Source organism: Fusibacter ferrireducens (assembly GCF_015352425.1).
GTDB lineage: Bacteria > Bacillota > Clostridia > Peptostreptococcales > Acidaminobacteraceae > Fusibacter_A > Fusibacter_A ferrireducens.
This window is the reverse complement of sequence record NZ_JADKNH010000008.1, coordinates 88,848-111,208: the sequence shown is the minus strand read 5'-3', so window position 1 is coordinate 111,208 and position 22,361 is coordinate 88,848. Positions and strand designations below refer to the sequence as shown.

The 22,361-nt window shown below is 39.3% G+C and carries 17 protein-coding genes; 11 read left to right on the top strand and 6 right to left on the bottom strand.

Annotated features, from left to right (window positions below; genetic code table 11):
- Nucleotides 1–4: 4 nt before the first annotated feature.
- Together ISU02_RS13840 and ISU02_RS13835 are read left to right on the top strand one after the other, a co-directional pair.
- Nucleotides 5–709 carry a polyphosphate polymerase domain-containing protein gene (locus ISU02_RS13840; RefSeq protein WP_194702435.1) on the top strand — a complete coding sequence of 235 codons (705 nt, stop codon included), beginning with the start codon at nt 5–7 and terminating at the stop codon, nt 707–709.
- Complete coding sequence (locus ISU02_RS13835) at nt 706–1,392, top strand: DUF4956 domain-containing protein (RefSeq protein ID WP_228727826.1); 687 nt, start codon at nt 706–708, stop codon at nt 1,390–1,392. Before ISU02_RS13840 ends, ISU02_RS13835 begins: the two co-directional genes overlap by 4 nt.
- 46 nt (nt 1,393–1,438) lie before the next feature.
- On the opposite strand, the gene ISU02_RS13830 is transcribed toward ISU02_RS13835, so the two are convergent.
- A complete protein-coding gene (locus tag ISU02_RS13830; protein WP_194702434.1) occupies nt 1,439–3,322 on the bottom strand; it encodes a right-handed parallel beta-helix repeat-containing protein in 1,884 nt (627 codons plus the stop codon).
- A 563-nt stretch (nt 3,323–3,885) separates the two neighbouring features.
- Here ISU02_RS13830 and ISU02_RS13825 point away from each other — a divergent pair.
- Genes ISU02_RS13825 through ISU02_RS13810 form a run of 4 tightly spaced genes read left to right on the top strand, consistent with a single transcriptional unit; the run spans nt 3,886 to nt 7,386 of the window.
- Nucleotides 3,886–5,070: an amidohydrolase gene (locus ISU02_RS13825; RefSeq protein WP_194702598.1), complete on the top strand. Its 1,185-nt coding sequence runs from the start codon at nt 3,886–3,888 to the stop codon at nt 5,068–5,070.
- Between the two features lie 17 nt (nt 5,071–5,087).
- Nucleotides 5,088–5,993, top strand: coding sequence for a transporter substrate-binding domain-containing protein (locus tag ISU02_RS13820; RefSeq protein WP_194702433.1), 906 nt, complete (start codon nt 5,088–5,090; stop codon nt 5,991–5,993).
- A 3-nt stretch (nt 5,994–5,996) separates the two neighbouring features.
- Nucleotides 5,997–6,656 (top strand): amino acid ABC transporter permease, encoded by a 660-nt coding sequence (locus ISU02_RS13815; protein ID WP_194702432.1) that lies wholly within the window; start codon nt 5,997–5,999, stop codon nt 6,654–6,656.
- Nucleotides 6,643–7,386 (top strand): amino acid ABC transporter ATP-binding protein, encoded by a 744-nt coding sequence (locus ISU02_RS13810; protein WP_323985047.1) that lies wholly within the window; start codon nt 6,643–6,645, stop codon nt 7,384–7,386. Before ISU02_RS13815 ends, ISU02_RS13810 begins: the two co-directional genes overlap by 14 nt.
- 76 nt (nt 7,387–7,462) lie before the next feature.
- Here ISU02_RS13810 and ISU02_RS13805 read toward each other — a convergent pair whose 3' ends face one another.
- From ISU02_RS13805 to ISU02_RS13785, 5 genes are all read right to left on the bottom strand, one after another.
- Nucleotides 7,463–9,133 carry an aminotransferase class V-fold PLP-dependent enzyme gene (locus tag ISU02_RS13805; protein WP_194702431.1) on the bottom strand — a complete coding sequence of 557 codons (1,671 nt, stop codon included), beginning with the start codon at nt 9,131–9,133 and terminating at the stop codon, nt 7,463–7,465.
- An 84-nt stretch (nt 9,134–9,217) separates the two neighbouring features.
- The gene (locus ISU02_RS13800) at nt 9,218–9,721 is read right to left on the bottom strand and encodes an L-2-amino-thiazoline-4-carboxylic acid hydrolase (RefSeq protein WP_194702430.1); all 504 of its coding nucleotides are present in this window, start codon (nt 9,719–9,721) and stop codon (nt 9,218–9,220) included.
- A gap of 46 nt (nt 9,722–9,767) precedes the next feature.
- Nucleotides 9,768–11,096 carry a hypothetical protein gene (locus ISU02_RS13795; protein WP_228727825.1) on the bottom strand — a complete coding sequence of 443 codons (1,329 nt, stop codon included), beginning with the start codon at nt 11,094–11,096 and terminating at the stop codon, nt 9,768–9,770.
- A 471-nt stretch (nt 11,097–11,567) separates the two neighbouring features.
- Entirely contained in the window at nt 11,568–13,331 is a 1,764-nt protein-coding gene (locus ISU02_RS13790; RefSeq protein WP_194702429.1) for a sigma-54-dependent Fis family transcriptional regulator, read from the bottom strand.
- Nucleotides 13,332–13,383: 52 nt separating this feature from the next.
- Entirely contained in the window at nt 13,384–15,228 is a 1,845-nt protein-coding gene (locus ISU02_RS13785) for a helix-turn-helix domain-containing protein (RefSeq protein WP_194702428.1), read from the bottom strand.
- 136 nt (nt 15,229–15,364) lie between these two features.
- On the opposite strand from ISU02_RS13785, the gene ISU02_RS13780 reads away from it, so the two are divergent.
- From ISU02_RS13780 to serS, 5 genes are all read left to right on the top strand, one after another.
- Nucleotides 15,365–16,555, top strand: coding sequence for a hypothetical protein (locus tag ISU02_RS13780; protein WP_194702427.1), 1,191 nt, complete (start codon nt 15,365–15,367; stop codon nt 16,553–16,555).
- A 354-nt stretch (nt 16,556–16,909) separates the two neighbouring features.
- Nucleotides 16,910–18,142 carry a Zn-dependent hydrolase gene (locus ISU02_RS13775; protein ID WP_194702426.1) on the top strand — a complete coding sequence of 411 codons (1,233 nt, stop codon included), beginning with the start codon at nt 16,910–16,912 and terminating at the stop codon, nt 18,140–18,142.
- Between the two features lie 5 nt (nt 18,143–18,147).
- Nucleotides 18,148–19,311: an amidohydrolase gene (locus ISU02_RS13770; RefSeq protein ID WP_194702425.1), complete on the top strand. Its 1,164-nt coding sequence runs from the start codon at nt 18,148–18,150 to the stop codon at nt 19,309–19,311.
- 13 nt (nt 19,312–19,324) lie between these two features.
- Entirely contained in the window at nt 19,325–20,491 is a 1,167-nt protein-coding gene (locus tag ISU02_RS13765; RefSeq protein WP_194702424.1) for a M20 family metallopeptidase, read from the top strand.
- A gap of 407 nt (nt 20,492–20,898) precedes the next feature.
- Nucleotides 20,899–22,179: a serine--tRNA ligase gene (gene serS, locus ISU02_RS13760; RefSeq protein ID WP_194702595.1), complete on the top strand. Its 1,281-nt coding sequence runs from the start codon at nt 20,899–20,901 to the stop codon at nt 22,177–22,179.
- Nucleotides 22,180–22,361: the final 182 nt, after the last annotated feature.

Genomic DNA, 22,361 nt, shown 5'->3' with positions numbered 1-22,361 from the left:
AGCTATGATGAAAATGAAGCTTAGAAATGAACTCAAATATCATATTGCCTATTTTGACTATGTGAAGCTCAGAAACATCCTCAAAGCCACTATGATGATGGATGATCATTCAGGTGAAGAGGGGTATTTCATTAGGAGCCTTTACTTTGATGACATTTGGGACAGTGCTTTATATGAAAAAAATGCTGGTGTTCTCAATCGAAAGAAGTTTAGAATAAGAATTTATAATTATTCTGATCAAGTTATTAAATTGGAGCGCAAGAGAAAATACAATCAGAATACCAATAAAGAGGACTTTTCGCTTACACGTGTTATGTTTGACGATATTATGCGTGGCGATGTTGGCGCATTGATTGGTGTGAAAGATAACGTTGCAAATGAGTTTTTTGCCGAGTACAAGTCCAAATGGCTTCGACCGAAAGTTTTAGTTGACTACACCCGGGAAGCCTATATCATGAAAGCAGGGAATGTAAGGATTACTTTTGATAAAAAATTGAGTGCATCTAGCAATATTGGAGAGATGTTCGCTGACACCGTGGGTAGGCCGATGATGCCTGACAATCAATTGATTTTAGAGGTCAAATACGATGACTTTCTGCCTGAAATTATAAAGCAGTTGCTTTCAAATGTTGACAAGAAACCACTTTCTATATCCAAATATGTGATGTGCAGAGAGGCATTAATAAACAACGATTGGGGATTAAAATGATGTTATTAGCTGAAACGAATTTCACAGATATTATTAAAAACAGTGTACTCAACAGTGATAAGTTCGGTAGAATTTCTACGGTGGACATTATAATTGGCCTGGTGATATCGTATCTGGTTGGGATGTTTATCTACTTTGTTTACAAAAAATCTTTTAAAGGTGTCGTCTATAGTTTTACATTTAATTACTCACTGGTTCTAATGACCATGATCACCACACTGGTGGTTATGACCATCAGCTCGAATATTGTGTTGTCTCTGGGAATGGTTGGGGCACTTTCAATTGTAAGGTTTCGTACAGCCGTTAAAGATCCGCTGGATATTGTTTTTATGTTTTGGGCCATCACAATGGGAATCACCATAGGAGCTGGTATTTATCCGCTTTCGTTTATGGGCTCAGTTGTGATTGGCATGGCCATCTTATCCATGAACTTATATAGAAACAAGGATAAGACCTTTATCTTGATTGTCAATTATGAGGAGAAGGCATATTCGGGGATTAAGAGCGTACTCAGCAGATTCCCATACTCAGTCAAATCCAAGTCAATTAAAAATGGTAAAATCGAACTCACTGTTGAAGTCAAACTCAAGACTTCGAATACGACATTTGTTGAGGAAATCTCAGATGTTGAAGGCGTTTCAGAAGCGATCTTAGTCAATTACAATGGTGAATATGCCCAATAAAATGATGTGAAAAAGCTGTCTCAAAGGATGTCTTGAGACAGCTTTTTTATTGGACGTTAAAAGAGGACATTGGGAGCAATCGGCTTGGAAGTTGAAAATTTGTTTTGGATATTATTCCAATTCGAATGCGGTTGCCTGACGCTATATCCATGCTTGAAAGCGGTACCTTATACTCCGACGCAGAATCTCCAAAGGCATACTCTGTGTGCATAATTCTTTGAAATGCCCAGTCAGAACCGTTGCCGATGTATTTGTATAAGATATTGTTTTCGATTAAATAATCCACACCAGCATTTTGCCATCTATAAGTCTTGTAACCCGTTGAGGCGGAATGATCTGTATCCAGATAGATTGAAATAATGCCATCGGAATGGATGGGTTCATAAATTAAATAAAGCGAGCGCATGTCGTTTGTAACACTGAAAATGGAGAGTTCTTTTGGAGAAACATAAAAGGGTATATTTTCAACCCAATCGGAATTGGAGCCATCCAATTTTATAGGACTCTTAAAAGGCTCTAAATTCAAATCCCCTCTTTCAGGCATTTTGAAAAGTGGATCATAAAATTTTGAAGAAAGATCTAAGTTTGTGGCAGCTTTATAAGCCGTGAAGCCGATATACTCTCGATCCTGCCATCTGAAGTAAGTGTCATTCATGCCAGCTGATGAAAAATAGATGTTGTTGGCAAGTGTAATATTTTTCGCAGGGAGTTCATTATAGAGTATTGGATAGTATTTTTTATCTCTTGAGAAGTTGGGTTTTTGAGTTTGAGAGCTGTAGAAAATATTGTCTGTGATTTCAATGTTTTCACTGATTTTTAGCGTTATTTCACTTTGATAACTCTTGCCAGCCAAATTGTTCTTATAAGTCTTGTTTAAAGTGATGTCACAATCTATAACCGATCCCAAGCCTTCCTTATATCCGCCTATGGCGATGCCGGATTTCTGATTCTTGTATACGACATTAGAGGTAACTGTAACGCCAGAGACCGTTTTTCCAGGGGTTTCACATCCCAGAGTGATGCCATAGTCTGAGTCCGTAACAACATTGTTCGAAACGACGAGATCTCTCCCGCCATCCACGTATATGCCTGATGCAGCGCCGCTGCCATAATCAGACTTACAATCTATTAATAAATTGCTATCAATTAAGCCGTTGCGCGCTTGATTCGTATCGGGATTGCCCTTATATTCGCCGTAGTGTCCAGCAATATCGATTCCAATGTTAGTCACATGATTAATGGTATTGTGTGCAATGGTAAAATCTGTGGTGTTTCCTGAGAGTACTAAGGCTTCCGAAAAACCGAGAATGCAATCATAAATGTGATTATTTTCTATGGTAAGATTGTAGTTTCTCAGTTTTTCGTCATAACTTTTAACCGTGATGGCATTGGCACCGCCGAAATTGTCTTTTTCGAGCTTGGTGGTGTTGATATCGTGGAATGTATTGCCACTTATGATGATATCATGGCTCCCATTTAGGATATAAATGCCCCTTGCGTATTCGAGGTTCAAGTTTCTAAATTCAAGGCCTTCTATTTGAATATAGGATTGCCCTTCAATTCGAATCAATTCATCGGATGCCACTTTTGCATTGATTCTTGAGCCGTCGATAATGGCGTGCTCTGACGCATAAGGAGTGATTTTAATGTATCCGTCAGCTTGATTTCCCGAACGGTTTACGTTGAAGGCTTCGTAGTAGATGCCATTGCGCAGCTGGATGGTGGTACCCGGTGAGGCGATATCGATGGCGTGTTGAATACTCGCCAAGGGCTGATTTATTGTACCATCATTCAAATCATTCCCATTTGGAGAGACAAATAGAATCTGAGCATTCTGATCGGTGTATTGCGCCTGTGACACCCCGAACGAAAGTGCAGAAAGCAGGACATATAATATCATAATGGATAAAGAAAAATTCTTTTTATTCATGAAATACCTCTAATCAAATTGTTTTAGATAGACTTATATTAAAGTGTACCTTAAAATAATCCATCCAAGCAAGAAATTTTTAATCAAAAGGTCAATACTTTAAGTTTTAAAAGTTTAATGGGAGCGTCTAAAATAGGCGTAGGACATTTCAAAATGAATATTAATGAGAAAGAGGGCATATAGATACATATTTCTCAGGAGACGGATAGTTTGTGTTTTGTAAAAAAAACATTGATACATAAATGCGTAAAATGGTTTTAGAACATAAAAAAAAGCTTTACAGATGGGTCTCTATAAATTATAATATAGAATAATAATTCATTAAGTAGATTTACATTAAGTAGATTTACATTCGGTCGTTTTGCATATTTATAGAGTTTATGAGAGTAAGTAAATATAGATTGTATTTAATGTTGTAGATACATTTTTCAGGCGAATTATGAAGTGTTTAAATTCGCATAAAAATGAGTGTTTCTACTTTTTTTTATTATAAACGGCCATCAGGTAATAATGGACATCTATAATTTTACATTAATCTAGAAATGGGGAGTGATTAAGTGGAAATGGAAATAAATGCGTTGAAAGAACTCTTATACAAAGCAGAAGATCAAATCGCTGAGTTGGGTGAGTACATCAGCAATGAAATTTTTGAGCATCCTGAATTGGGAGATCAAGAATTTTATTCAGCAGAATTTTTGACAAATCAGATGAGAAAATTGGGTTTTGAAGTGACCTATCCTTACTGCGGTTTGCCCACTGCCTTTAGATGTGAGTATGGCGATGATGAAGGGCCTAAAGTGGCTTTTTTGGCCGAATACGATGCTTTACCAGGGTATGGCCCCAATAAGGATGAATTGGGACACGCATGTGGGCATAACTGGATTGCAGCAAGTACATTTGCAGCTTGCGCGGCCTTAAAGTCAATTAAGTCACATTTTAAAGGTAAAATTGTTTTCATTGGAACGCCGGCAGAGGAAACCGAAGGGCGTAAAATTGATATTATGGAAGCTGGTGGCTTTGACGATTTGGATGCTGCTTTTCAGATTCACTTAGGAGAATACAATGCTGTGGAATGTGTGGCACTTGCCTGTACAGATCTCACATTTGAGTTTAAGGGATTTGCCGTTCACGCATCGGCAAGACCTGAAGACGGTATTAACGCACTTGACGCTTGTCAGTTGACTTTTGCAGGCGTCAACGCACTTCGGCAACATGTGTCTTCAGACGTTCGCATTCACGGTATTATAAAAGAAGGTGGTGCTGTGTGCAACACTGTACCAGATCAATGCAGTATGCAGTTATTCGTTCGTGCAGCAGACAAAGATTATCTAGAGAAAATTGTACAGCGTGTGATCAACTGTGCACGTGGTGCTGAACTCATGACAGGTGCGACACTGACCTATAGAAGGGCTAAAAACACGTTTTATGACTATAAAATGGTACCAGAATTACAGGAAAAATTGAGGCAAAATATGATGGCGCAAGGCATCACAGAGTTTGTAAAGGAAGATATTTATCATGCAGGGAGTACGGACATAGGCAATGTATCTTACGCCTGTCCGACGGCTTATGGCTACATCGGTACAGCTGCATACAGTAAGGCACAGACACATGATGTCGAATTTTTAGATGTGGCCAATTCGAAATTTGCGTACGAATTGCTCCATAAAGGGGCAAAATCAATGGCGGCAACAGCACTGGATATTTTCTGTGATGAAAGTTTTCAATCACAGATCAAGTATAAATAAAAAAATGGAGGGATATTATGAAAAGAGAAAAAATGAATATGCAATCAATTAAAACAATAATGACACTTTTATTAGCTGTAATTCTTGTTTTGGGGGGCTTAAGTGGTTGCGCAAAGAAAGAAGAGCCAGCAGCAGCAGACAAAACTGAGGTTCAAGCAGAAGAAAAAACGGAAAATACGGAACCTGCAAACTTACTTGAAAAAATTAAAGCAGAAGGTAAGCTACAAGTTATTATGGAACCTTATTTTGCGCCTTATGAATTTATTGATGTAAATGAAACGGGTCAAGATCAGTACAAAGGTGCTGATGTTCAACTTGCAAAGTATATTGCAGAGCAATTAGGTGTTGAACTTGAAATCGTACCGCTTGAGTGGTCGGCAGTGTTGACAGGAATCTCTACAGGTAAATACAACATGGCGATTTCTGGTATGGGATATACACCAGAAAGAGCTGAAGCGATGGAATTGAGTGATTCATATTATGATACAGATTCAAAACATGGCTTTGTACTAAAAGCAGATACTGTGGATGCCTATCCAGATTTAGCGGCATTTACAGGCAAAAAGATCGCGTACCAAAAGGGAACACTCCAAGAAATGTATGCTAATGCGCAAGTTAAAGATTTAGTAGGTAAACCTTTTGATAGTGTTCAAAATGCAATCTTAGCTTTACAATCAGGTAAAGTGGATGCAGTGGCAGTATCTTATGACAATGGGGCGCTCTTTGTGGATGCTAATCCTGATTTAGCAATGGCAACACCTATTTTTGAGGGAACAAAGGACGTTACTGTGGTCGCTTGTCCAAAGGGAGAAACTGAGTTAATTGAAGCGGTTAATGAAGCCATTGCTAAGATGAGAGCAGACGATCTTTATCTTAAATGGTGGGATGAAGCCACAGAACAAGCTCAAAAATTAGGAGAATAATAAATGATTGATAATATTATTCGAATTCTAGATAAGTACTGGATGGTTTTTCTAGTAGGTCTTTGGTATACCATCTGGATTGCATTAGTTGCTGTTATATTGGGTACAGTTTTGGGCACTCTAATCGCTATTGTGAGAATGTCTAAGAACAAAGTATCCAAATCAATTGCCTTGGTTTATATTGAAGTCATTCGCGGAACGCCTATTCTTTTACAGTTCTATCTGTTTTGGTTGGGATTGCCTTATATCTTCCCTAATATTTCAGATTTAACCAGTGTTTTAATTGCACTCTGTATCAATTCTAGCGCCTATGTGGCAGAATGTGTTCGTGCAGGTATTCAGGCAGTTGATTCAGGACAGCGGGAGGCAGCGCTTAGTTTAGGGCTTACAGAACGCAATATTATGCTTAAAGTCATATTGCCGCAAGCGATTAAAAATATATTGCCTGCACTTGGAAATGAATTTATAGTTATGATCAAGGAAACGTCTATTGCTTCAATATTCTTTGTTGGAGAGCTTATGACCGCATTTAAAACCGTTCAGTCCAACGCATTTTTGGCACTTGAACCATTGATTATCGTGGGATTCATATATCTTGTGATCACACTGACTTTATCCCACGGGATGAAAGTGGTTGAAAGGAGGTTAAATGCAAATGATTGATAAACCTTTAATTGAAATCGTGGATTTGCATAAGTATTTTGGTGAACTTGAGGTCCTTAAAGGCATCAATGAAACCATCAAAGAAAAAGAAGTTGTGACGATAATAGGACCAAGCGGCTGTGGCAAGAGTACACTCTTAAGATGTATGAATCAGCTTGAAATTCCCACAGCAGGCAAGGTGATCTTTGAAGGCACTAATATTTTAGATAAAAGTGTTGACCCAACCATTCACAGAAGAAAGATGGGCATGGTTTTTCAGCATTTCAATGTCTTTCCGCATCTGTCTGTTCTTGAGAATATCACACTTGCACCTGTTTTGAATAAGGTGATGACGAAGGAAGCCGCAGAGCAAAAAGCACTGGAACTGCTTGAAAAAGTAGGCTTACAAGACAAAGTCAATGAGTATCCTAGAAAATTATCTGGGGGACAAAAGCAAAGGCTTGCCATAGTGCGTGCCATGGCAATGGACCCTAAAGTACTGCTCTTTGACGAACCAACTTCATCACTTGATCCTGAGATGGTCAAGGGCGTGCTGGAAGTTATTAAGTCACTGGCGATTACAGGAATGACCACTGTAATCGTCACACATGAAATGGGCTTTGCCAGAGAGGTAAGCGATCGTGTTTGGTTTATGTATGAGGGTGTTATTGCAGAGCAAGGGACACCAGATGAAGTCTTTAATCATACGAAGCATCCACGTGCAATAGAGTTCTTATCTCAGATATTATAATTTATATGCGATACAAAGCAGCAAATACAAAAGCCGTACAGCTCTAGATTCAGAGTTGTACGGCTTTTTGATCGTACTAAATCATGTTTAAAATATAAAACCACCGGTTGCTTTCCATAATTGCATCATCATAAAATTGGAAAGATGGATAGAAAGTCTTCTTTAACTTACAAGCTAATAGGTGGGCTTGATCCATATACTGCTTATATGCAGATGCGTGTGTGCTAGACGACTTTTCTGGCCATGTCTGCTCTGGATCATCTAAAGCAGTCCTGAGACCAAACGGCGATATGGTGTTCTCCATATTGAAGTGTTTTGGCGTCCATGCACCAGATTTGCGATCCAACTGATAGTCTTGCAAGAAGAGATAGCCAAAATCAGCGACAAAGTGGATGGCATCTATGATAAATTTCACTTGCTCTGAAGACATGGCATAATGAAAGTTGACACGAACCCATCCCGGTTTAAGAGAGTGTGTCCCTTTACTGATGAAATCTCTGAAGATTTCAGAGGTGTTTCTGTCGATGCCAAGCAAAGCATGACCATATGGACCTGCACACGCGCAGCCTGCACGGGATTGAATACCAAATAAGTCGTTTAAAAGACGTGCCACAAATCGGTGGTGTAGATAACGGTCTTTGTATTTGATATTAAAGGATAAAATACTGATGCGCTTATTGGGATCCATAGGGCCTAAAATTTCAATGTTCGAATTTTCTGATAGATGTCCCATGACGATGGCAATGTATTGACGTTCAATGGTTTCAATTTTTTCGGGGCCAATCTCCGCTTTGAGTTCCATAGCGAGACACGTTTTTAAGATTTGGAGAATACCCGGTGTACCCGCTTTTTCACGCGACTCGGGATCAGAAGTAAAATCATAGCCAAATGAACTGACATAATCCACAGTTCCTCCACCAGCCACAGTGGGCGCCAAGGTACAATCATATATATTCTTTTTGATGACGAGCAAGCCACTTGAACCGGGGCCTCCTAAGAATTTATGCGGGGAAAGGTAGATGGCATCGAAATAAGAGACGGCATTATAATTCATGTTGATTTCCACATAAGGACCACTTGCTGCAAAATCAAAACAGGCCAAAGCGTCATGGGCATGAAGGATTTCTGCAATTTCATATAATGGGGATTTGACACCGCTGACATTCGAAGCAGCTGAAAACGATCCTATCTTTAAACGGTTATTATATTGGGGTTGTTGGAGCTTTAATTTGAGATCGTTTAGGTCTATGCCACCTTCTTTATTCAGGGCAATTGTGACGACTTCAGCAATACTCTCACGCCAGATCAGATCGTTTGAATGGTGTTCGTATGGTCCGATAAAGACCACAGGCGCTTGTTTTACATGAGCTTCAAGAGTGCCTTCTAAATAATGATCTAGCTTTGGCGGCACGTACAAGCCCAAGATTTCACACAGCTTTTGTATGGCACCTGTGGAACCTGTGCCCACAGGGATTACATAATGATCATCGGTAGCATGGAGGAGTGCTTTAATTCGATTTTCAGCTTGATGCAGATAGGTGGTCATGGCTTTGCCTGTATAGCTGTCTTCAGTGTGTGAGTTGGCATAGGACTCTTGAAGATTCAGCAGATACTTTTCTATAAAATGCACAGTTCGACCAGATGCGGTGTAATCTGCATAAGTGAGAAGACGTCTGCCATAAGGGGTTTGAATCTCTTTACTATTTCCAATGATTTCGTTTCTCAACGCATTTATCGTTAAATTCATTTTGACCTCCAGTATTAAAATTCTGGCGCCAAGTGGGATTCCCATCTGGCGCCAGAATGAAAGCTATAGGTTAACTTTTAGGACCTATTTTTTTCTGTAAAAATTGACTTCACATTTGTCATAGCCTTGAGCAATGGTCTTGCCGAGTTCAAAGTCAAATTGATCAAAACGACTTTCAATACCTCGATCGCCACACATTGCAATGTCACAGAGCTTATCCAAAAATTCGCCTTCAATCCCCACAGATTGCCATGCAGTAACAAGAGGGCAGTGACCGTACTCTAATCTGAGGACTTCTTCTGTGATCTCGGTAACCTTAATTTCAAAGATATTGCGAATATCTTCTGTGAAAAATGTGTTTCCAAAATCCACAAGACTATCCTTATCCGTCATGCGTTCTTTGATGCCATCGCCATGAATTTTTCCTGTGTTAAAAACAGCATTTCTGCCGATGCTTTCCCAATCTAAACCCTTATCCTTAGCTTCTTTTAAGATTAATCCCATCCACAAGCCTCTATGGATAATAGCACCTCTGAGTTTGTTGATTTCTGCGTTAGATGTGTTCTTTGGTTGATTTAATTTGCACATATGATGCGATCTCCTTTCTTTGATCAGAATTGTTTTTTAGAGTTATTTAGAAAAATAGGTTTATAAACAAGCCAGCAATGATTACTGAGCCCGATGTGGCACTTACAAATCCTGAAACCAATGTTTTAGGGAGGAAGTGTTCCAGTAATAATTTGTATTCTTCGTCTGTTTCTGATAACAATTTTGCAGACTCGTTGCTGAGTACATAGCTGGCTGGAAACCCTCCTGCAATGGTTCCAAGTCCAATGGCAAAGGACATGGCCTTGCTTAGTCCTAATTTTTTCCCAAGCGGGATTGTGAAAACTGCAATGCCCACAGCTGCAAGCGTTATTAAAATGGCAAAGTTCACAATGATAGATTTTAAAACTTCTATGGTGACACTGTTGAGGCCAGAAAACACGAACATCATGATGATGGTGATAAAGAGGCCAAAACTTCTTGAAAGCTCCAATGGCTTTCTCTCAATAAATCCAACTTCAGCTGCGAGCACACCAATGAGTAAAGCGAAAACATATTTTGAAACGGCACCATTGGTGAGTGTTTGAAGGTATGAGGAAATAACCACTAAGACCAATGTTTTCAAGAGAATAATATAATCGGTTTGATATGCTTTAGGTGTATCTGGAAAAATTTTAAATTTCGATTTTTTTTCTGTTGTCGTTTTAGAATTTAAACTATATTCACTTAAATCGAGTTCTCCAGCTCTGAATTTTTTTAGGATATTGCGACCTTCTATTTTTAGGCATGTATTGATCAGCGGAAATCCAACAAAACCTTGTAAAACATACATGGCCATAGCAATAATCACAAGATATTCATCGCCTTTTACAGCACCTTGCATAATGATTGCGGAAACCAGTCCACCAGTTAAAGGTGGTGTGGCGGTAGCCGCAATTTGTGTCCCTACAAGTAATTTCCCCACAGTCATAATGGTGATACAGATTCCAGCCATACCTGCAAGCGTTAATACTACAGTCTTCCATTGAGCGATGAGCTCATCTTTATCCAACATCGTGCCAAGATGTGTGACCATGATCATGACAAAAAGACCTGGTAAAGCAGGGCCGACGCCTGCGATTGTCAAAATATCTTTTGGAAAAATGGTCCAGAATCCAATAATAAAGAGTGCAGCTGTGACAAATATAGATGGAATGAGTGCTTTGGTTTTAATGGAGATAATCTCTCCAATTGCCAGCGCAACAAGCATCAATAAAAATGCTTCGCCAGAGTTTATGGTGTATTCGCCGTTTAAGCTCTTATAAATTGTAAAATAGCCGATTAGAGCCGCTAGACCTAAAATGATACTGCCATATAAAAATACATTTTTGTCGGGTTTAGCGATAGGCAAATCTTTAGATTTTAATTCCTTTTCCATGGTGTACCCCCTTCTCATAATAAATAGTGAATATTGTCCCCAAGTTTTTAAATGTGATCACATGAATATATAAAAGCAAGATAGATGCCAAAAAAAATTCAGAGCACAAAAAGTTTGAATACACTGAAAATTGAATATTTATCTATGAAAAGCGTCGTTTGAGGCTGTGATCAAGAGCATTCAAATTATCATTTTGATAATTATTTTTTCTGAAATCCTTATCAAAATGATAATTAAGATCGTTTAAATTTAGAAGAGCACTCTATTTCAATTGTTTCGGCGTTTATCATTATGATAATAATGTTTTATAGGCAAACAACCTTTGAGCCATCATTCGATGTCCCAAAACGATTTTCGCTGACGCTGTTTGAGGTTGAACATTCCTCTTCGCAGCTTTCGGCTCAAATCTTGTTGTTTTAAAAAGACCTCTATCTCAGGCGCTTGAGATAAAGGTCATTGGAGTTAAGCATTTTATAAATCGTACTTTTTGATTTTTCTGTAAAGTGTTGCAATACCTATCCCGAGAACTTGCGCTACTTTGGTTTTATCTTGAACGCCATGTCCGTAAACTTCCAGAGCTTCATAAATCAAATTTCTTTCCATTTCTTCAAGGGGAATAAGTTTCATATGAGGTTGCTCCTCCACTTGACTTACTCGGATACGTTGTGGAATGCTATTGAGGGTAATATAGGGACTCGTCTCCATGTTAACAGCGTATTCGATGACATTTTCAAGCTCCCTTACATTGCCCTTCCAGCTATTGTGCAATAAGATCTCCTCAGCACTTTGATGAAAACCCTTAATATTTTTACGCAATTTCTGATTGTAATGTTTTAAAAAGTAATTGAGTAATATTTTAATATCACCTTTGCGTTCTCTAAGCGGGGGAATGTTGATTGGGATCACACTGAGTCTGTAGAACAAGTCTTCCCGAAAAGAGCCATCGATGACCATTTGCTCTAGATATTTGTTGGTGGCGGCGATCACTCTGATATCGAGCTCAACACTTTTGTGACCGCCCAATTTTTCCAAACTTTTCTCTTGTAGTACCCTGAGCAGTTTAGTCTGTAAATGGATGGGGACATCTCCGATTTCATCTAGAAATATGGTGCCACCTTGAGCCAATTGAAATTTGCCTAGTTTGCCGCCTTTAGTGGCACCTGTAAAGGAGCCTGCTTCATAGCCAAACAATTCACTTTCAAGCAGGCTCTCAGGAATTGCCGCACAGTTAAAGGCGATAAAGGGCTTTTCATGTCTGTCACTGCTGTAGTGGATTGCCCTTGCGAACAATTCTTTACCTGTGCCGCTTTCTCCTAAGATGAGGACAGTGGAGTTGCTGTTGGCCACGAGTTTAGCTCTATCTTTAACGAGTTTAATCTCTGGACCTTCTCCGATAATGTCCTCGAATAATGTGGACTGATTGTTAAGCGAAATCGTGTTGACCACATTATAGATGTCCTCCATTTTTTTAAAGATCAATATAGAACCTGCACTTTTGGTGCCGAGAAGTACAGGCTTGCCAGAGACCAAAGTATGGTATTCGTGCTGGTTTTGTGCGATGGAGAGTTCAATGTTATTAAAGGTTTCTTTCTGGTGTACGAGTTTTTCAATATAGGGTTTAGGCAATAATTCGAAAATTTTCTGCTTTTCAATTTGAGCTTCATTAAAGAGAAACATATCATTAATGACAGAATTTTTATAGATGATTGTGCCGTATTCGTCCACAGCAATGATGCCTTCATCCACGGAATCGATAAGGGCCATCATCTGATTGATCGCGACTTGTAATTTGTCAGAAGCTTCTTGTTCTAATACTTTACTGACGATGAGGTCCGCCATGCGATTCAAGAACTCAATGAGGTTGTCTTGATTGTCCAGTAGTGTTTTTCGATAGTCCAAAGAAATGGCTATGAGGCCAATTGCCCCAAGTATAAAGTTGTTGTACTTAATGGGCACGCAGATCATGGCTTGAAGATTACATTTATTTTTTTCTTTACAGACCACACAGTTTTCATTGTCCTCTTTACCGGTGACGATAACAGGTTTTCCAGATTTTAGAACAGATCCAATGACATAAGTGTCCTTGATATAGAGTACTTCTAGATCAAAATGTTTTTTAGTGTCTCCAATTTTGTTGAATTCGTTATCTGAAATGATGACATCCATATTTAAGACACTTGCAATTGCCTCGGATATGTTCTGAACAACGTGCTTAATTTCCGTAAGTTTAATCATATTCAGCTCCTTATAATGGCATTTAAATCGGTAGTATTTTCAGATGACATATTTAAAACAACAGTTCTTGAATCTCAAATGCAATTTGAAGGCGCAGTCGATCTTGGTAGTTGTTTAAATCGAGGTTCAAAATTTCTTCGATGCGGTTTAGTCTATAGGTGAGTGTGTTCCCGTGAATGTGCAATTGTTCTTTGGTATAAGACCAATTGCAATTGGATTTTAAATAGGTGCTCAAAGTGTTTAAAAAATCTTCACGCGAAGCGTTATTATAATGTAATAAAGGATTCAACAAATTTTGAGTATAGCTTATCAGATCTTCTGGCTTATTTGCAAGCAAGAATCTCTTAATGTGGATATCTTTAAAGTAGAGCCATTTGACGGAAGCTTGATCGCTTTTAATCAAGTGAACGGTGTGGCGACTGTTTTCATAAGCTTCTTTAAATTGACTGATCTCTGTGAAAGTATTGCTGATGCCAATTTTTATGAGTAAATTTTTGAAAACATTTGAATAATTGTTTTGATATTCAGTTTGAACAAAGGCCAGTAGCGAATCTACTTGAAGCGATTCTGATGACAAGTTGACTTCTAAGATGCACACGATTTGATGATGTCTTATCAATGCCACAGATCCTGGACAATTGTTTTTTAAAAATGTGGAAAAATGATAATAATAGTATTTGATGCAATCCCTTATACGGCGTTCATAACTTTGCGAGTTTAACTTGGACTGATTTTCGAATGAAAAATCCATCAAGAGGATACGATGTGATGCAGAGAGATCAAAATGGTAACTTTCAGAACATTTTAAGACATAAGCTAGATTATCATTGCGGATCAGGCCATCCAAAAAATCACCTTTTAGGGATTGTTCGAGATCCATGAGTTCATTTTGCTTTAGAAATTCAAGTGCCAAAATCGTGACACTACGTTCAGCAGTGATGACTTCATTTTCTAAAAGGGGAGCTGTTTTACTGATGAGGCAGAGCCAACCTAGAGCTTCTTTATTGACCATAATAGGGAAGACAAAATAATGCTTTTCAGTGGACGCTTCATAAAAACTAATCTTAGAATCTCTTTGCGACTTTTGAATAATTAGAGGTTTGATGATCTCTAGAATTTTTAAATTATCTTGATCCAGTGCATGATGCGTAATATTATGGAAAATATCTAAGAGTAAAATATCTTTTTGAGTGAGCTGTTTAATCTCGTGGATAATATCTTCTATAGTGCTGCCTTTCAAAACCATATTTGTAAATTTGCTATGGACCTGTGTACTGTATCTGTATCTGTCACGCTGACTTTCGATAATTTTATTGTATTCTTCGAGCACACGATTGTTTTCAAGTTCTTTTTCTAAATTTTGTGCGTTGATGATAGCAATAGTAGCTTGTACCGAAATCGCTTGAAGCAGTTCAACATCGCTTGCAACAAGAGGGACTTGATTGCTAAAATTATCAACGACCAAAACGCCTAAGGTCTCATTGCGATGCAGAAGCGGGCAACAAATAGAACTGTTGATTTTCGAGGAGACAACTTTCCCCTTGACTGCAAGTTTGGTATTGTCTTCGGACATGGTACTCATCGCTTTTTTTACTGTATCATTATCTGGGAAAAAAATGGGCTCGTTACGTACGAAACACAAACCTGTCATAGATTCTCCGGGTTTCATCTTGACATCTTTTACGACATCTCCCATTCCCACAAAAGCATACATCTCTAACAATTCTGAAACTTTGTTATATAAAAAAATACATCCCGCATCACAACCATCTATGAGATCAATGGAAAGTTCCAGCAAAGTTTTTAAAATTTGATCCGTATCTTGGGCGCTGTTTAGAATTTTACTGGCGTCCAATAAGGCTTCCAGCTTTTTGACGTGTATATGTGAACGTTGCACGAGACCTCCTTGTACATTTTTTAATATTATATACCTTTAGCACAAAAAAAAACAGAATTATTTGGTGCTAATAACATGGTAAAAATGTTACGAAATTGTTAAACTATTCAGTAAATAAGTTTGGGAGGACTAAGAAATGGTATTAAATGTAGTTTTAGCGTTTAGCATTGTTTTGGCTATTTTGACGATTGGCGAAATCGTGTCAACGAAGACCAAAGCATTTGTTCCATCGGTTTTTGTTTCAGCAACTCTTTTCTTAATTGGGTACTGGACCATTTTACCAGCTGACATTGTCACACAGAGTTCATTTGCAACACCAATAGTATATTTATCCATGTATTTATTACTGACTCATATGGGGACGCTGATGAGCGTGAAAGAATTATTGGGACAATGGCGAACTGTATTAATTGCTCTGGCGGGAATTGCAGGTATTTGCGCTATGACGCTTTCAATAGGGCAAGTCCTATTTGGATGGCAAGCTGTTGTGGCAGGCACACCACCACTTACCGGTGGCGTAGTCGCATCTATTTTACTTTCAAATGCGGCAACTGAATTGGGATTGCCTGCAATTGCGGTACTTGCAACAGCGATGTATATCATGCAAGGCTTTTTCGGTTATCCAGTAACCGCTTTTCTTTTAAAAAAGGAAGCTAAAAGATTGGCAGAACAAGTACGAAGTGGTGAAGTTTCATTTAAACCACATGAAAAACTTGCGAAAGAAAATGAAGCAGAATCTGGCAATAAATTTAGAATTTTTCCACCTGTACCTGAACAGTACTTGACACCTTACGTGATTTTATTGAAATTAGGATTTGTGGCATGGCTTGCTGTTCTTGCATCACCATACCTTCACTTAAATCAATTTGTGGTGTGTTTACTCTTTGGTGTAATCGGTAGACAAATTGGCTTCCTTGAAGAGAAAGCACTTGTTAAGGCCAATGCATTTGGATTTTTAATGACAGTTTTAATGGCATTTATATTTGCAGGATTAGCTCAAGCAACGCCAGAAATGCTTAAAGAAATTGCAGCACCTTTATTCGGTATTATTGTACTTGGTGTTATTGGCATGGGTATTTTTTCGATTATTGTTGGAAAATTACTTGGCTATACAAAAGAAATGGCCTTTTCTGTTGCCATGACAGCACTTTATGGCTTCCCTGCCGATTATGTATTGACCATTGAAGCTATTAAATCGATGACGAAAACAGAAGAAGAGCATGATTATGCAACAGATCAAATGTTGCCTAAAATGCTTGTAGGTGGATTTACAACAGTTACCATCGCCTCAGTAATTATAGCAGGAATCTTTGTGAAATTATTATAACCCTTGAGGCCATACCTCACACTTTTTAAGTGTGAGGTATGGCCTAAGCCAGTGGGCGCGAAAGCACCAACTGGCTGCAATCCGAAAGGATTGCGCAAGGGTTACGAAGGTAGCGAAGCGGACTGAGTATAAGGTCCAATGCGATTGAATTGAATCGTGTAGCAAGGGTTACGAAGGTAGCGAAGCGGACTGAGTATACGTTATAATGAATCTAGCCATATTAGGTTTTAATTTAGAATCGGCATGAGTTTCCTGATAGGCTTGTGTCGATTTTAATCTGTTTTTAAATTTTAGGGGATAGGGCTTAAATTTTGAGAAAGTATGGCAGGCAATAATAATGACGAGGAGGTTGATATGTATACAAATCTGGATAGAATCAGACAGGGAATAGAAATGCTCTCAAAATTTAACGATTCCGATGGCGAGGGATTAACGCGATTCTCGCTCACCGATGCAGATCGTGGCGCAAGACTTTACTTGAAGACTGAGCTCGAAAAACTTGATCTTGAAGTATATGAAGATGCGGCTGGCAGTATCATTGGCAGATTGGAAGGCACAGATTCTTCAGCCCCGACGATTCTCATAGGATCTCATTTTGATTCTGTACGCAATGGGGGCAATTTTGATGGGCCGGCAGGTGTGATTATGGCACTTGAAATTATGCGAGTTTTGAAGACAAAGTCAATTGAATTGAAACATCCGATTGAATTCGTGGCGATGATTGAAGAAGAGGGCGGCCGATTTGGCGCCGGTGTTTTTGGCAGTCGTGCCATGACGGGTCAAGTCAGTTATGAAGATCTTGTCAGAAATAAAGATGAAGCTGGGATTTCCATGGCAGAAGCTTTTGAAGCATTTGGATTTGATCCCAAGCAGATTGGTAAAGCAGCAAGAAAATCAGAAGACGTAAAAGCCTTTATTGAACTGCATATTGAACAAGGTCCTGTTTTAGAAAATGAAAAAATCGATGTGGGCATCGTAGAATCTGTTGTCGGCATAAGAGAGTTTAAAGTCGCTATTAAAGGGCGTCCTGATCACGCTGGGACCACGCCAATGAAGATGAGAATAGATGCACTTTGTGCGGCAGCAGAGCTCATAACTGAACTGCCAGAGTATGCACAACAAGCAGGAGAGGGTACAGTGGCCACGGTGGGTGTTTTAAATATTAAACCTGGTGCGGCTAACATCGTGCCTGGAGAAGTGAATTTGACAGTGGACATTCGTTCAGGACAAACGATACACATTCAAGATGTATATGATAAAATTGAAAAGAAATTGAATGCCTTAGCAAAGTTAAAGGGTATTCAATTTGAAATAGAAATGCTGCTTTCCGTTGAACCTGTTGCCATGTCCAATGAACTGGTAGAAATTTTTAAAAAGCAGGCTAATCAGAATCAGTTTTCGTATAAAATGATGACCAGTGGTGCTGGACACGATGCTATGATTATGGCTTCCCTTACACACTCTGGGTTGATTTTTGTACCCAGTAGAGATGGTAGAAGTCACTGTAAAGAAGAATGGACAGATTACGACGCTTTGCAAAAGGGCATTGAATTAATCTGTCATTCTATAATTGAACTCGGGAGGTAGAAGAGATGACAGTTAGAGAACGAGCACAAGGATACAAGGATTATGCTATAGCCATACGACGCGAATTTCATATGAATCCAGAGCCTAGCATGAAGGAGTATAGAACCTCAGATCGTATTATGGAAGAACTAATAGCAGCTGGTATTGAATGTAGAAAAGTAGCCGGAACAGGTGTTATCGGTATTATTAAAGGCAACGGTGAGGGGAAGACAATTGCACTTAGAGCAGATATAGATGCACTGGATTTGCAAGAGACCAATGAAGTGGCTTACAAATCAAAAAATGCAGGTTTTATGCATGGTTGTGGTCATGATGGACATGCGGCAGGCCTTTTAACAGCGGCAAAAATTTTAAAGGAAATGTCGGATACGTTTAAGGGACAAGTTAAATTGATCTTTCAACCGGGAGAAGAGACAGCAAAAGGCGCTAAAAAATTGATCGAAGAAGGCGAACTCAAAGATGTGGATGGTATCTTTGGAATTCATCTCTGGAATGATGCACCTGTTGGCAAAATTTCAATAGAAGCTGGACCTCGTATGGCTTCTGCAGGTATTTTCAAAATCTATGTGACAGGGAAAGGAGGTCATGGGTCGATGCCACATCAAGGTGTGGATGCTGTTGTGGTTGGCTCTGCTATTGTGACGAATCTTCAATCTTTGGTCAGTAGAGAAATAAGTCCCCTTGACCCAGCTGTACTTTCAATTGGGATCTTCAACGCAGGAACTCGATTTAATGTGCTTGCAGGCGAAGCTTATTTGGAAGGTACAACACGTTGCTTTAGCATGGAAGTCAATGATGCTTTTGAAGGGATGATGAGGCGCGTAATCGACAACACCGCAGCGACTTATAGGGCAACCGCAGTCTTGGATTACGAGCAATTGGTCGTGCCTACGATCAATACACCAGAAATGTCGGCAATTGGTGAAAAAGCAGTGGAAGCATTGATGGGCAGAGAAGCGCTTGTGACTTATGAAAAAACCACTGGTGGAGAAGACTTCTCCTATTATTTAAAAGAAGTACCCGGTGCATTTGCCTTTGTGGGGACTAAAAATGCAGATAAAATTCCAAATTTTCCACATCATCATCCTAAGTTTGACATCGATGAAGATGCACTTGAGGTAGCAGCTGGTCTATATGCACAGTATGCCATAACATATTTGAATGAGTAAAGGTGGGTTTGTGATGGATGTAAATAGAGTCTTAGAAGGGCAAGCGGAATATGTTGTCAATATGCGCAGGGAATTTCATGCCAATCCTGAGGTGAGTTGGCAAGAATATAGGACTTCAAAACGTATAAAAGAAGAACTGGACAAGGCCAATATTGAGTGGAAAGCATGTGCAGAAACGGGTATAGTAGCGACTATCACTGGTGGATTACCAGGTGGCGTCGTTGCACTAAGAGCAGATATGGATGCACTGCCTGTTGCGGAAAAGAACGAAGTCAGTTATAAATCCGTGAATCAAGGGGTCATGCACGCTTGTGGTCATGATGGTCATTCTGCCATGCTATTAGGTGCTGCTAAGGTGTTACAAGCTTTAAAAGACGAAATTCCCGGGACGGTTAAGCTCTTATTTCAACCTGCTGAAGAGATGGTTGAGGGGGCAAAGCGCATGGTGGCTGAAAATGCAATAGACGCTGTGGACGCTATTTTGGGCATTCATCTTTGGAATGATCTTGAAACAGGAAAAATGAACATTCAGTCTGGTCCAAGGATGGCATCTGGTGATTACGTGGTTATTGACTTCAAGGGAAAAGGCGGTCATGGTTCTATGCCCGATCAGACAGTTGATCCCATTGTGGTTGCATCAGCCTTTGTAATGAATTCACAAACGATTTTGAGTAGAGAAAAAAGCCCGATGGAATCAGTTGTTTTCACAGTGGGTGAACTCAAAGCGGGAAGTCGATTCAATATAATACCCGAAAGTGCACATCTTGAAGGTACACTGAGATGTTATGGCGAGGAAGCTCGAGATCGATTTGCAGATGCCATTAAGCGACATGCTCACGAAACGGCAAAGACTTTTGGCGCTGAGGCAACTGTGACCATTCATAAGGGTACGCCTGCAACCATTAATGATCCTGAAATTTCAAAATTTGCGGCTAAAGTAGCTGAGGGCATTGTGGGTCATGATCACATGGTATACCAAGAGAAGACAACTGGTAGTGAGGATATGGCCTATTATTTGCAAAAGATACCGGGCGTAATGGCTTTTGTGGGTTCTGGGCACAAAGACAGCGCACTTAGTTTTCCTCACCATCATCCTAATTTTGATATAAATGAAGAGAGCCTAAAATATGGCACAGCGCTCTATGTGCGTTTTGCACTGGATTATCTTAATAGAATTTAAAACTTTTACTTGATATTATTTTATTCTGCGATAAAATAAGGTTAGAATATAAATCAGTGTTGATTAAAGCTAAGGTTTAAATTTTGGCGTAGAGAGCTGGCGGTTGGTGAAAGCTGGTGCAAGATTAAGCCCTTCCACTTTAGGAGCTGTCGACGATGAGTCGAAGGGAGAGCCCTTTATAGCTTATACGAGATGGCAACTGGGTTTTCGGTTGCAATTTGGGTGGCAACGCGGAACTTCCGTCCCATGTTTGGGATGGAGGTTTTTTTAGTTTTAAACCCTGTTTGAGACATTGAGCGATGCACCCAAATGGCGTTTAAATTATGAGATGTTGTCCAGTCTGGCGTCAGGCAAGTGAGCCATCTCTAAGCGGTTAGATGATGAAAAATAAAAAAGGTGGTGCAGTGATGTTAGATATCAAATTAGTAAGAAGTAACCCTGAGCTTGTTAAAGCCAACATCAAAAAAAAATTTCAAGATCATAAGCTGGTTTTGGTGGATGAAGTCATAGAGATGGATGAGGCTTATAGAGCTGCTAAAACAAGAGGTGATGAGCTCAGAGGCATTAGAAATGCAGTCAGTAAGGAAATTGGCGGCTATATGGCCAAAGGCATGAAAGAAGAAGCTGAAAAGACAAAGGGGAAAGTCGCAGCGATCAGTGCTGAACTTGAAGAACTTAAAGTTAAAGAGCAGGAACTGTCTGAGCAAATTAGAGAGAGAATGCTTGTGATTCCAAATATTATTGACGATTCTGTGCCGCTTGGTAAAGATGACAGCGAAAATGTTGAAGTCGAAAAATATGGTGAGCCCCTTGTACCTGATTTTGAAGTACCTTACCATGTTGAAATCATGGAGAAACTTAAAGGCATTGATCTTGAAAGTGCACGTAAAACCAGTGGCAACGGCTTTTACTATTTAAAAGGTGATATTGCACGTCTTCATTCAGGCATATTGTCTTATGCACGTGATTTTATGATCGATCGTGGATTTGAGTACTGTATTCCGCCATTTATGATTCGTTCTGAAGTGGTAACTGGCGTCATGAGTTTTACTGAAATGGAAAACATGATGTACAAAATTGAAGGCGAAGATCTTTACCTCATTGGCACAAGTGAACACTCTATGATTGGGAAATTTATAGACAATCTCATGGATGAGGAAGAATTACCTCAGGCACTTACAAGTTATTCGCCATGTTTTAGAAAAGAAGTGGGTGCTCATGGCATTGAAGAGAGAGGCGTTTACAGAATTCATCAATTCGAGAAGCAAGAAATGATCGTCGTTTGTAAACCAGAGGAGAGCCCTGAATGGTTCGTAAAACTTTATAATAATACGGTTGATTTCTTTAGAACCCTTGATATTCCTGTACGGGCACTTGAATGTTGTTCTGGCGATTTAGCAGATTTAAAAGTTAAAAGCATTGATGTTGAAGCATGGTCACCACGTCAAAAGAAATATTTTGAAGTCGGGAGTTGTTCAAATCTTGGAGATGCCCAAGCGCGAAGACTCGGTATCAGAGTTCGAAATAAAGAAGGGGGAAACTACTTTGCACATACACTTAACAATACAGTGGTTGCACCTCCTAGAATGCTGATTGCCTTTTTGGAAAACAACTTGCAGGCAGACGGTTCTATTAAAATCCCTGAACCACTTCAAATGTATATGGGCGGTAAAAGCGTTATCAAATAGAGATTGATAATGAGCAATTTTAAGTGGAAAAGCTGCGTTTTGACGTAGCTTTTTTTCTGTGAAAAATAGATGCAATTCAATGAATAAATGAAGTTTTAATTGAGTTGATTAAACTTGTTTGGGTATAAACATAATGTCCTTGTAATAAAGCAATTATATTTAATAGTGAGGCAGTTTTGAAT

Excerpts from the sequence above, each read along its gene's own strand:
- ISU02_RS13840 (WP_194702435.1), top strand. The coding sequence starts at position 5 with ATGATGAAAATGAAGCTTAGAAATGAACTCAAATATCATATTGCCTAT.
- ISU02_RS13835 (WP_228727826.1), top strand. The coding sequence starts at position 706 with ATGATGTTATTAGCTGAAACGAATTTCACAGATATTATTAAAAACAGT.
- ISU02_RS13830 (WP_194702434.1), bottom strand. The coding sequence starts at position 3,322 with ATGAATAAAAAGAATTTTTCTTTATCCATTATGATATTATATGTCCTG.
- ISU02_RS13825 (WP_194702598.1), top strand. The coding sequence starts at position 3,886 with ATGGAAATAAATGCGTTGAAAGAACTCTTATACAAAGCAGAAGATCAA.
- ISU02_RS13820 (WP_194702433.1), top strand. The coding sequence starts at position 5,088 with ATGAAAAGAGAAAAAATGAATATGCAATCAATTAAAACAATAATGACA.
- ISU02_RS13815 (WP_194702432.1), top strand. The coding sequence starts at position 5,997 with ATGATTGATAATATTATTCGAATTCTAGATAAGTACTGGATGGTTTTT.
- ISU02_RS13810 (WP_323985047.1), top strand. The coding sequence starts at position 6,643 with ATGCAAATGATTGATAAACCTTTAATTGAAATCGTGGATTTGCATAAG.
- ISU02_RS13805 (WP_194702431.1), bottom strand. The coding sequence starts at position 9,133 with ATGAATTTAACGATAAATGCGTTGAGAAACGAAATCATTGGAAATAGT.
- ISU02_RS13800 (WP_194702430.1), bottom strand. The coding sequence starts at position 9,721 with ATGTGCAAATTAAATCAACCAAAGAACACATCTAACGCAGAAATCAAC.
- ISU02_RS13795 (WP_228727825.1), bottom strand. The coding sequence starts at position 11,096 with ATGGAAAAGGAATTAAAATCTAAAGATTTGCCTATCGCTAAACCCGAC.
- ISU02_RS13790 (WP_194702429.1), bottom strand. The coding sequence starts at position 13,331 with ATGATTAAACTTACGGAAATTAAGCACGTTGTTCAGAACATATCCGAG.
- ISU02_RS13780 (WP_194702427.1), top strand. The coding sequence starts at position 15,365 with ATGGTATTAAATGTAGTTTTAGCGTTTAGCATTGTTTTGGCTATTTTG.
- ISU02_RS13775 (WP_194702426.1), top strand. The coding sequence starts at position 16,910 with ATGTATACAAATCTGGATAGAATCAGACAGGGAATAGAAATGCTCTCA.
- ISU02_RS13770 (WP_194702425.1), top strand. The coding sequence starts at position 18,148 with ATGACAGTTAGAGAACGAGCACAAGGATACAAGGATTATGCTATAGCC.
- ISU02_RS13765 (WP_194702424.1), top strand. The coding sequence starts at position 19,325 with ATGGATGTAAATAGAGTCTTAGAAGGGCAAGCGGAATATGTTGTCAAT.
- serS (WP_194702595.1), top strand. The coding sequence starts at position 20,899 with ATGTTAGATATCAAATTAGTAAGAAGTAACCCTGAGCTTGTTAAAGCC.